At 67.6% G+C, this 10,753-nt stretch carries 8 protein-coding genes; 6 read left to right on the forward strand and 2 right to left on the reverse strand.

All coding sequences use genetic code 11. The features are described from left to right. Nucleotides 1-334: 334 nt before the first annotated feature. Genes BLTE_RS07055 through BLTE_RS07070 form a run of 4 tightly spaced genes read left to right on the forward strand, consistent with a single transcriptional unit; the run spans nucleotide 335 to nucleotide 4,489 of the window. Entirely contained in the window at nucleotides 335-1,363 is a 1,029-nt protein-coding gene (locus BLTE_RS07055) for an amino acid ABC transporter substrate-binding protein (RefSeq protein ID WP_126398834.1), read from the forward strand. Between the two features lie 37 nt (nucleotides 1,364-1,400). Next, a complete protein-coding gene (locus tag BLTE_RS07060) occupies nucleotides 1,401-2,585 on the forward strand; it encodes an amino acid ABC transporter permease (protein WP_126398836.1) in 1,185 nt (394 codons plus the stop codon). 3 nt (nucleotides 2,586-2,588) lie between these two features. Beyond that, entirely contained in the window at nucleotides 2,589-3,719 is a 1,131-nt protein-coding gene (locus BLTE_RS07065) for an amino acid ABC transporter permease (RefSeq protein WP_126398838.1), read from the forward strand. Nucleotides 3,720-3,721: 2 nt separating this feature from the next. After that, entirely contained in the window at nucleotides 3,722-4,489 is a 768-nt protein-coding gene (locus BLTE_RS07070) for an amino acid ABC transporter ATP-binding protein (RefSeq protein ID WP_126398840.1), read from the forward strand. A 157-nt stretch (nucleotides 4,490-4,646) separates the two neighbouring features. Here BLTE_RS07070 and pyc read toward each other — a convergent pair whose 3' ends face one another. Both pyc and sseA read right to left on the reverse strand, forming a co-directional pair. Beyond that, nucleotides 4,647-8,132, reverse strand: a complete 3,486-nt coding sequence (gene pyc / locus BLTE_RS07075) for a pyruvate carboxylase (RefSeq protein WP_126398842.1) — start codon at nucleotides 8,130-8,132, stop codon at nucleotides 4,647-4,649. 159 nt (nucleotides 8,133-8,291) lie between these two features. Beyond that, a complete protein-coding gene (sseA, locus tag BLTE_RS07080; protein WP_126398844.1) occupies nucleotides 8,292-9,137 on the reverse strand; it encodes a 3-mercaptopyruvate sulfurtransferase in 846 nt (281 codons plus the stop codon). 243 nt (nucleotides 9,138-9,380) lie between these two features. Here sseA and BLTE_RS07085 point away from each other — a divergent pair, with 243 nt between their 5' ends. Both BLTE_RS07085 and BLTE_RS07090 read left to right on the forward strand, forming a co-directional pair. Then, entirely contained in the window at nucleotides 9,381-9,965 is a 585-nt protein-coding gene (locus BLTE_RS07085) for a ChrR family anti-sigma-E factor (RefSeq protein ID WP_244600200.1), read from the forward strand. Between the two features lie 10 nt (nucleotides 9,966-9,975). Next, nucleotides 9,976-10,749: an SDR family NAD(P)-dependent oxidoreductase gene (locus BLTE_RS07090; protein WP_126398848.1), complete on the forward strand. Its 774-nt coding sequence runs from the start codon at nucleotides 9,976-9,978 to the stop codon at nucleotides 10,747-10,749. The last annotated feature ends 4 nt before the right edge of the window (nucleotides 10,750-10,753 follow it).

A 10,753-nucleotide genomic window follows, 5' to 3' on the forward strand; every position in this document is an offset into this window, starting at 1 on the left:
CACCGGCACGCGGCGCATGCGCCAAGCGGAGGTGAAGGGTCGAGCGAGAGATCTAGAGCATTTTCCGCAAAAGTGGATACCGGTTTTGCGGAAGAAAATGCGACAAACCAAAAACTTAGAGCGTCCGATCTGATGCAGTCAGATCGGATAACGCTCTAGACCACGGCGAGGGCCATCGCAAAGGGCTGGCACTTGGCGATCCGCCTGCGGCAATGTCAGAAGGGCGGGCGTGTGCAGGCTGATTTGACGGAGAAGAGCACGCTATTCTCCATGCCGGTGATCCAGCTTCGGGGCGCCTGCTCCGGAAATCGACATTTTGGGAAGGCTTTCCACCATGCATAGACTTGCCCTTGTTCTTGCGCTCGGGATCGCCTGCTGCGGCGCGGCGTCTTCGGCCTCCGCCCAGGCGACGCTGAAGACGGTGCAGGCCCGCGGCCATGTCCTGTGTGGTGTCAGCCAGGGCCTGCCCGGCTTCTCCGCGCCCAACGACAAGGGCCAATGGAGCGGGCTCGATGTCGATTTCTGCCGGGCGCTGGCGGCGGCGATCTTCAACGACCCCGCCAAGGTGACCTTCGTGCCGCTGTCGGCCAAGGACCGTTTCACCGCGCTGCAATCGGGCGACATCGAAGTGCTGGCGCGCAACTCGACCTGGACGCTGTCGCGCGACACCGCGCTGGGGCTCGATTTCCCGGCCATCACCTTCTACGACGGCCAGGGCTTCATGGTGCGCAAGTCGCTGAAGGTCTCATCGGCGCTGGAATTGACCGGCGCCTCGATCTGCACCCAGACCGGCACCACCACCGAGCTCAACGCCGCCGACTACTTCCACGCCCACAACATGACCTACGAAATGGTGGCCTTCGCCACCAATGACGAGGCGATCAAGACCTACGACACCGGCGAGAACGGCCGCTGCGACGCCTTCACCACCGACATTGCCGGACTCTCCGCCGAGCGGCTGAAGCTCGCCAATCCGGACGACCATGTCGTGCTGCCCGAGGTCATCTCCAAGGAACCGCTGGGTCCGGCGGTGCGCCATGGCGACGCCCAGTGGGCCGACATCGTGCGCTGGACGCATTTCGCCATGATCACCGCCGAGGAGCTCGGCGTGTCCGCGGCGACGGTCGACACCATGCTGAAATCGCCCAATCCCGAGGTGCGGCGCCTGCTCGGCACCGAGGGCAATGCCGGCGAGCAGCTTGGCCTGACCAAGGACTGGGTGGTGCGCATCGTCAAGCGGGTCGGCAATTATGGCGAGGTGTTCGAGCGCAATGTCGGCAAGGACTCGCCGCTCGGCATCGCCCGCGGCCAGAACGCGCTGTGGACCAAGGGCGGCCTGCAGTATGCGCCGCCGATAAGGTAGAGGACGCGTCGTCGTTCCGGCTACCACGAAAGGCGACATGACCAACGAATCGGACTCCGCCCCCGGTCGCCGGTTTCGCCTGACCCCGGCGGCGGTCCGCGCCGCGGCGCTGCAGGCGGCACTCGTCGGCGCGGTGGTCCTCCTCGCCTGGAGCCTGATCGCCACCGCCCGCCAGAACCTCGCCGACCAGCACATCGCCTCCGGCTTCGGCTTCCTGCAGCAGACCGCCGGCTTCGACGTGTCGCAGAGCCTCATCGCCTACAATCGCTCCGACACCTATGGCCGCGTGTTCCTGGTCGGGCTCGCCAACACGCTGCTGGTCTCGGTACTCGGCGTCCTGTTCGCCACCGTCATCGGCTTTGCCGTCGGCATCGCCCGGCTGTCGCCATCCTGGGTGCTGGCACGGTTGGCCGGCGCCTATGTCGAGATCACCCGCAATCTGCCGCTGCTGTTCCAGATCCTGTTCTGGTACCTGCTGATGATCGGCGTGCTGCCGGGGCCGCGCCAGAGCCTGGAGGGGCCGTTCGGCCTCGTCCTCAATAATCGCGGCCTGATCCTGCCGCAGCCGGTGGCGGGCGTCGGGCTCGAATGGGTGGCCGTGGCGGCCGGCGCGGCCGTTGTTGCCGCGGCCGTCGTCTCAAGATGGGCGCGGGCGCGCCAGGCCCGCACCGGCCGCGGCTTTCCCGCCGGCAGGGTGTCGGCGCTGCTGATCGTGGGCGTGCCGCTGGCGGTGTTCCTCCTGCTCGGCCAGCCGCTGACGCTGGCGCCGGCCGAATTGCGCGGCTTCAATTTCATCGGCGGCATCCGGCTGGTGCCGGAATTCGTGGCGCTGGTGGCGGGGCTCGCGCTCTACACCGCCGGCTTCATCGCCGAGATCGTGCGCGCCGGCATCCAGGCCGTCGATCGCGGACAGAGCGAGGCTGCCGCCTCGCTCGGCCTGCGGCCGGGGCGAACGCTGCAGCTTGTGGTGATCCCGCAGGCGATGCGGGTGATCGTGCCGCCGCTGACCAGCCAGTATCTCAACGTCGTCAAGAACTCCTCGCTGGCGATGGCGGTGGGCTTTCCCGATCTGGTCGCGGTGTTCGCCGGCACCACGCTGAACCAGACGGGACAGGCGATCGAGATCATCGCCATGACCATGGCGGTCTATCTCGCCATCAGCCTTCTCACCGCGCTGGCGATGAACCTCTACAATCGGCGCCTTGCGCCGGTCGGGCGATAGATCATGAGCCGCGACGTCTTCGTCCGCAGGGAGCTTCAGCCGGCACTGCCGCCGCCGGTGTCGGTGTCGGGTCCGTTCGGATGGCTGCGCACGCGGCTGTTCGCCGGCCCGCTCAGCACGGTGCTGACGCTTGCGAGCCTCGCGGCGCTGTGGCTGATCGTGCCGCCCTTGGTGCGCTTTCTTCTCATCGACGCGGTATGGAGCGGCGAGGGGCGCGAGGCCTGCCTTGGAGAGACCGTCGGGCGGCCGGTCGGCGCCTGCTGGCCGTTCATAACCGCTAAGCTCGGCCAACTGATCTACGGCTTCTATCCGGCCGGCGAGCGCTGGCGCGTCGATCTGGTGTTCGCCACGGCCCTGGCGCTGCTGGTGCCGCTGCTCATTCCGCCTGCGCCGTTCAAGCGCCTCAATGCCGCGCTGTTCTTCGTGGTGTTTCCGGTCGCCGCCTATGTGCTGCTGGTCGGCGGCTGGTTCGGCCTTGCCGTTGTCGAAACCCGCGCCTGGGGCGGCCTGCTGGTGACGCTGGTGGTGGCGGTCACCGGCATTGTGGCGTCGCTGCCGCTCGGCATCCTGCTGGCGCTGGGGCGCCGCTCCGACCTGCCGGCGGTGCGCTGGCTTTCGGTCGCCTTCATCGAGTTCTGGCGCGGCGTGCCGCTGATCACCGTGCTGTTCTTCGCCACCTATATGCTGCCGCTGTTCCTGCCGGGCTCGTGGAGCATCGACAATCTGCTGCGGGCGCTGATCGGCGTGGCGGTGTTCGCCGCCGCCTACATGGCGGAAGTTGTGCGCGGCGGGCTGCAGGGCGTGCCGCGCGCGCAATATGAGGGCGCCACCGCGCTCGGGCTCAGGCCCTGGCAGACGATGGCGCTGGTGGTGCTGCCGCAGGCGCTGCGCCTCGTCATTCCCGGCATCGTCAACACCTTCATCGGCCTGTTCAAGGACACCACGCTGGTGATGATCGTCGCGATCTTCGATCTCCTGGGCCAGCTTCGTGCGGCGTTCGCCGATCCGTCGTGGGCGTCGCCCTCGACGCTCTATACCGGCTTCGCCTTCGCCGGCCTAATCTATTTCGCCTTCTGCTTCGGCATGAGCCGCTACGCGCAATTCATCGAGCGCCGGCTGAAGGCTGGACGTTGAGGATGCAAATGGCGCCGAAGATCGAGACCACCAGGCACCCGATTGCCATCGAGATCGAAGGGCTCGACAAATGGTTCGGCGGCTTTCACGTGCTGCGCGGCATCGATTTCACCGTGAAGCGCGGCGAGCGGATCGTGATCTGCGGACCGTCCGGCTCCGGCAAGTCGACGCTGATCCGCTGCATCAATCGCCTTGAGACGTTCGAGCGTGGCCGCATCGTCGTCGATGGCATCGAACTCACCGACGACATGCGGTGCGTCGACGAGATCCGGCGCGAGGTCGGCATGGTGTTCCAGCAGTTCAATCTGTTTCCGCACCTCACGGTGCTGGAGAACTGCACGCTGGCGCCGGTCTGGGTGCGCAAGCTGCCCAGGCGCGAGGCCGAGGCAGTCGCCATGCATTACCTGGAGCGCGTGCGCATCCCCGAGCAGGCGGGGAAATATCCCGGCCAATTGTCCGGCGGCCAGCAGCAGCGCGTCGCCATCGCCCGCGCGCTGTGCATGAACCCGCGCATCATGCTGTTCGACGAGCCGACCTCGGCGCTCGACCCCGAGATGGTGAAGGAGGTGCTCGACACCATGGTGCAGCTCGCGCGCGACGGCATGACCATGCTGGTGGTCAGCCACGAGATGGGCTTCGCGCGCGAGGTCGCCGACCGCGTGGTGTTCATGGATTCGGGCCAGATCCTCGAGGCGGCGCCGCCCGACGCGTTCTTCGGCACGCCGCAGCACGCGCGCACACGGGCGTTCCTGGCGCAGGTGCTGCGGTGAATGGAACGGCTTGCGATACTCGCGTAGGGCGCAATAGCGAAGCGTATTGCGCCGCGGCCGGCAACGGGAATGGCGGAATACGCTGACGCTATTCCACCCTACAAGTTCGCCTCATCGCGGCTACGCGAAGCGAGAGCCGCGATGAGGCATCCGGTCTCTACCCCTCGAACACCACCAGCAGATCCTTGGCGTCCACCGGGCTGCCGGGATGCACCAGCACCTCCTTGATGGTGCCGGCGCGCGGCGAGTGCAGCGCGGTTTCCATCTTCATCGCCTCGATGGTCATCAGCACGTCGCCGGCCTTCACCGTCATGCCGGGCTTCACCGCCAGCGCCGCCACCGAGCCGGGCAGGGGGGCGGCGACGTGGGCGTCGTTGCCGTCCTCGGCCTTGCGGCGGGCGGGGAGCTGCGCGGCGACGACGCGGTTCGGGACCTTGACGAAGCGCGGCTGGCCGTTGAGCTCGAAGAACACCTCGACCTGGCCGTCCTCGTCCGTTTCACCAATGGCCTGCAGCGAGATCACCAGCGCCTTGCCGCGCTCGATCTCCACCGTGATCTCGTCGCCGAGCGTCATGCCGTAGAAATAGACCGGGGTCGGCAGCGTCGAGACCGGCCCGTATTTCCGCACCGCGCGCACGAAGTCGCCATAGACCTTGGGGTACATCAGGAAGGAGGCGAGGTCGAAGTCGTTCGCCGCCTCCTCGGTCAGCTTGGCGACCTCGGCGCGCTGGGCCTCCAAATCCGTGTCGGCGAGCAGCGATCCCGGCCGCGCGGTCGAGGCTTCCTTGCCCTTGAGCGCCTTTTTCACCAGCGCTTCGGGCCAGCCGCCGGGGGGCTGGCCGAGATCACCGTGCAGCATCTCGACCACCGAGGCGGGGAACGCGATGTCCTTCGCCGGATCGAGCACGTCGGCCGGGGTGATGCCCTGCGACACCATGATCAGCGCCATGTCGCCGACCACCTTCGACGACGGCGTCACCTTGACGATGTCGCCAAACAAATCGTTGGCGTCGCGATAGGCCCTCGCCACGTCGTGCCAGCGGGTGTCGAGGCCGAGCGCGCGCGCCTGCTCCTTGAGATTGGTGAACTGGCCGCCCGGCATCTCGTGCAGGTACACTTCCGAGGCGCCGGCCTTGAGGTCGCTCTCGAACGCGGCGTACTGGTCGCGCACCGCCTCCCAATAGAAGCTGAGATGGCGGATGACGTCGTGATCGAGCCCGGTGTCGCGCTCGGTGTGCTCCAAGGCCTGGACGATCGAGCCGAGGCAGGGCTGCGAGGTGAGGCCGCTCATGGCGTCCATCGCGGCATCCACCGCATCGGCGCCGGCGTCGATCGCCGCCAGCACCGAGGCGCCCGAAATTCCCGAGGTATCATGGGTGTGGAGGTGGATCGGCAGGCCGACCTCCTCCTTCAGCGCCTTCACCAGCACGCGGGCGGCGGCGGGCTTGAGCAGCCCCGCCATGTCCTTGATGCCGAGGATGTGGCAGCCGGCCTTCTCCAGCTGCTTGGCGAGATCGACATAGTAGTTGAGCGAGAACTTGGCGCGGTCGGGATCGAGAATGTCGCCGGTGTAGCAGATGGCGCCTTCCGCCAGCCGTCCGGTCTCGCCCACCGCGTCGATGGCGACGCGCATGTTCTCGACCCAGTTCAGGCAGTCGAACACGCGGAAGACGTCGATGCCGCCGGCCGCCGCCTGCCGGACGAAGAACTTCACCACATTGTCCGGATAGTTGGTGTAGCCGACGCCGTTGGCGCCGCGCAGCAGCATCTGCAGCAGCAGGTTCGGCACCCGCTCGCGCAGGGTGGCGAGGCGCTCCCACGGGTCCTCGTTGAGGAAGCGCATGGCGACGTCGAACGTCGCGCCGCCCCAGCACTCCAGCGAGAACAGCTGCGGCAGCGCGGTCGAATAGGCCTCGGCGGCGGCGATGATGTCGAACGAGCGCATGCGCGTCGCGATCAGCGACTGGTGGGCGTCGCGCATGGTGGTGTCGGTGACCAGCACCCGCTTCTCGGCCTTCATCCATTGGGCGAAGCGCTTGGGGCCGAGCTGGTCGAGCAGCTGCTTGGTGCCGTCGGGGGCCTCGCGCGCGGGGCCGAACACCGGCACCACCGGCTCGCGGGCGGTGGCCGGCGGCTTGGCGCGGCCCTTGACCTCGGGGTGGCCGTTGATGGTGACGTCGGCGATGTAGCCGAGCAGCTTGGTGGCGCGGTCGCGCGGCTTGGCGACCTGGAACAGTTCCGGCGTCTCGTCGATGAAGCGGGTGGTGTAGCTGCCATTGCGGAAGCGCGGGTGGTTCAGCAGCGATTCCAGGAAGGCCAGATTGGTGGCGACGCCGCGGATGCGGTATTCGCGCAGCGCCCGCTCCATGCGAAAGATGGTCTCGTCCGGCGACGGCGCCCAGGCGGTGACCTTTTCCAGCATCGGGTCGTAGAACGGCGTCACCACCGCGCCGGAATACGCGGTGCCGCCATCGACGCGGATGCCGAAGCCGAAGGCGCCGCGATAGGCGGTGATGCGCCCGTAGTCCGGAATGAAGTTATTCTCCGGATTCTCGGTGGTGATGCGGCACTGCATGGCGTGGCCATCGAGCCGGATATCGTGTTGCGCCGGAATCCCGGTCTCGGCAATTTCGCCGAGCCGGCCGCCCTGGGCGATGCGGATCTGCGCCTTCACGATGTCGAGCCCGGTGACCACCTCGGTCACGGTGTGCTCGACCTGGACGCGCGGATTGACTTCGATGAAGTAGAAGGCGCCGGTGTCGGCATCCATCAGGAACTCGACCGTTCCGGCGCCGACATAATCGGTGGCGCGGCCGATCTTCAGCGCCGCTGCAGCGAACGCTTCGCGCGCCGCAGCGTCGAGATACGGCGCCGGAGCGCGCTCCACGACCTTCTGATGGCGGCGCTGGATGGTGCAGTCGCGCTCGAACAGATGGACGAGGTTGCCGTGGCGGTCGCCCAGGAGCTGCACCTCGACGTGGCGGGCGCGGCGTACCAGCTTCTCCAGATAGACCTCGTCCTTGCCGAACGCCGCCTTGGCCTCGCGCCGGGCGGTGGTGACGGTGTCGATCAGGCCCTGCGGACCTTCGATCGGCCGCATGCCGCGGCCGCCGCCGCCCCAGGAGGCCTTTAGCATCACCGGGTAACCGATTGCGGCGGCAAGCCTTTCGATCTCGGCCGGGTCGTCCGGCAGCGGGTCGGTGGCCGGCATCACCGGCACGCCGACGGAAATCGCGAGGTTGCGCGCCGCCACCTTGTTGCCGAGCGTGCGCATGGTGTCGGGGGAAGGCCCGATGAAGATGATGCCGGCCTCGGCACAAGCCTCGGCAAAGTCGGGGTTTTCCGACAGGAACCCGTAGCCGGGGTGGATGGCGTCGACCTGCGCGTCCTTGGCGACCCGGATCACCTCGTCGATCGAGAGATAGGCTGCGATCGGGCCGAGCTTCTCACGGCCCGGCCGCGCCTTGCCGACCTCGTAGGCCTCGTCGGCCTTGAAGCGGTGGAGCGAGAGCTTGTCCTCCTCCGCATAGATCGCCACCGTGCGGATGCCGAGCTCGGTCGCGGCGCGGAACACGCGGATGGCGATCTCGGAGCGGTTGGCGACGAGGAGGCGGCGGATCGGACGCGGCGGAACGTTGGGCATCTGGCTCGGCTCACGCAGGAACGACGGGAGGGCGATGACGGGAACGGAGCCTTCTTACACGAAACTCCGGCCCACGGGGGCCGGAGTTCAGAGTCGTCGGATCTAAATTTACCTTTGGGAACAACGACTTTCGACGAAGGTCTAGCTCAAGGTCGACACTCACGCCGCCGTGGTCACCGGCAGCTCGGGCCTCAAGCCCCACTCAGCCCAAGAGCCGTCATAGAGGCGTGCGCTCTTGCCGATCGAGTCGAGCGCCAGAGTCAGCACCGCCGCCGTCACGCCCGAGCCGCAGGAGGTGATGATCGGGCGGTCGAGATCGACGCCAGCGGCAGTGAAGGCCGCGCGGATGGCCTCCTCGTCGACCAGCCGGCCTTCGGAGACCAGCGTGTCGAACGGAAGGTTCCGGGCGCCCGGCATGTGGCCGGCCCGCATGCCGGGGCGCGGCTCCGGCATCTCGCCGAAGAAGCGGGCGGGTCCGCGCGCATCGACCACCTGGGCGGAGCCCGTCGTGAGCGCCGACAGCACGTCCTCGGCCGACGCCACCGCGCTGTGATCGAGGCGGGCATGGAAGGTGTGGGGCGAGCGGGTCACCGGACCGCTCTCGAGCGGGCGGCCCTCGGCCGTCCATTTCGGCAGTCCGCCGTCGAGGATGAACACGTCGCGGGCGCCCATGATGCGGAAGGTCCACCACACGCGCGGCGCCGAGAACATCCCGAAGGCGTCGTAGACCACGATGGTCTGGCCGCTGCCGATGCCGAGCTTGCCGACCTCGGTGCCGAACAGGTCCGGCGACGGGATCATGTGCGGGTAGGGCGAGGCCGGATCCTTGATCTTGTCGATGTCGAAGCGCACCGCATGCGGGATATGGCCGGCGAGATATTCCGCCTCCGCATTGCGGCCGGTCGTCGGAAGCTGATAGGTGCCCTCGACCACCACCACGTCGGGGGCGCCGAGATGGGCGGCGAGCCATTCGGTCGAGACAAGCCAGCGGCTGCGGGACGGCATGGGTGTTCTCCGGGAGGGATCATGACCGGGGGGTGATCCGGGGTAGCGAAGCATCCGGGCGCTGGCAAGACAGGCCGCCGCAGATAGGGTGTCGGCCGATGTGATCCGGACAGGCACCTCGACCGTAACATTGTCGTCAACGCAGCCGAGGTGACGTCGAACATGACCTATGCGAGCCACGCCGGGGCGGCCGCAGTCGATGCCTTGTTGGCCGATTACGCAGCCGGGGCGCTGCGGAGCCCAATGTCCGTATTGATCGAAGCGCATCTGGAACTGTCTCCGGACAACCGTCGCTTCGTGCATGATCTGGAGGCGGTAGGTGGGATGCTTCTCGACGAGGCGCCGCCGGTGGCCATTGCCGACCGCGATGCCCGTCTTGCCGCCATCTTTGCCGACGAGGCGCCCGCCGAGCCCATCCGGGCCCGGCCGCGTCCGCCGGCCGATCCGGTGCTGCCGGTGGCGCTGCGGCGCTTCATCGGCCGTCCATTCAACGAGATCGCCTGGAAGTCCAGGCTGCCGGGCCTGAAGGAGTGCCATCTCGACAGCAAGGAGGGCGAGGCCAGCCTGCTGTGGATCCGGGCGGGTCAGGCGATGCCCTCGCACACCCACACCGGGCTTGAGGCGGTACTGGTGCTGAAGGGCGGCTTCGTCGACATCAACGGCCACTATGAGCGGGGCGATGTCGCGGTCGCCGACGAGTCGACCGACCACAAGCCGGTGGCCGACGACCATGGCGAGGACTGCATCTGCTTCGTCGTCGAGGAAGGCCATGTCAGGCTGACCGGCTTGCTCGGCCGCATCTTCCAGCGCCTCGCCGGCCAGGGCTGAGCGTCTCGACATGAGCGCCCAGCGCGTTTGGATCACCGGTGCCAGCTCGGGAATCGGGCGGGCGCTGGCGCTGGAGATGGCCCGCCGCGGGGCCGCCGTGGTGGCGACCGCCCGCCGGGCCGAAGCTTTGGCCGAGCTTTCGGGCGCAGCATCGGGCCTCAAGGGCTCTATCCGCGCCGAGCCGGCCGACGTCACAGACGCCGATGCGCTGGAATTGCTAGTGGCGCGCGTCGAGGCCGAGGACGGTCCGATCGACACCGCCATTCTCAATGCAGGGCTCTATCTGCCGGTGCGGGCGGAGGAGTTCGACCTTGCCAAATTCGAGACCTCCTTTGCGGTGAATCTCGGCGGCACGGTGAAGGCGCTGGCGCCAATCCTGCCGCGAATGATGGCGCGGAAGCGTGGGCGCATCGCGTTTGTGGCGTCAGTGGCCGGCTATGGCGGCCTGCCGACGTCGTCGGCTTACGGCGCCACCAAGGCGGCGCTGATCAACATGGCCGAAAGCCTGAAGTTCGATTGCGACCGCCATGGCGTGACGGTGCAGGTCATCTGCCCCGGTTTCGTCGAAACCCCGGCGACCGAGGTCAATCCGTTCCCGATGCCGTTCATCATCCCGGCCGAGGAGGCTGCCCGCCGCATCGCCGATGGGCTGGAGACGAACCGCTTCGAGATCGCCTTTCCCCGCCGCTTCGCCTTCATCCTGAAAGCCATCAATCTCTTGCCGTACCGGCTCTATTTCCCGCTGGTGGCGCGCGCCACCGGCTGGAACAAGCCTGTCATGTAGGTCG

This window comes from Blastochloris tepida, assembly GCF_003966715.1.
GTDB classification, from domain to species: Bacteria; Pseudomonadota; Alphaproteobacteria; order Rhizobiales; family Xanthobacteraceae; genus Blastochloris; species Blastochloris tepida.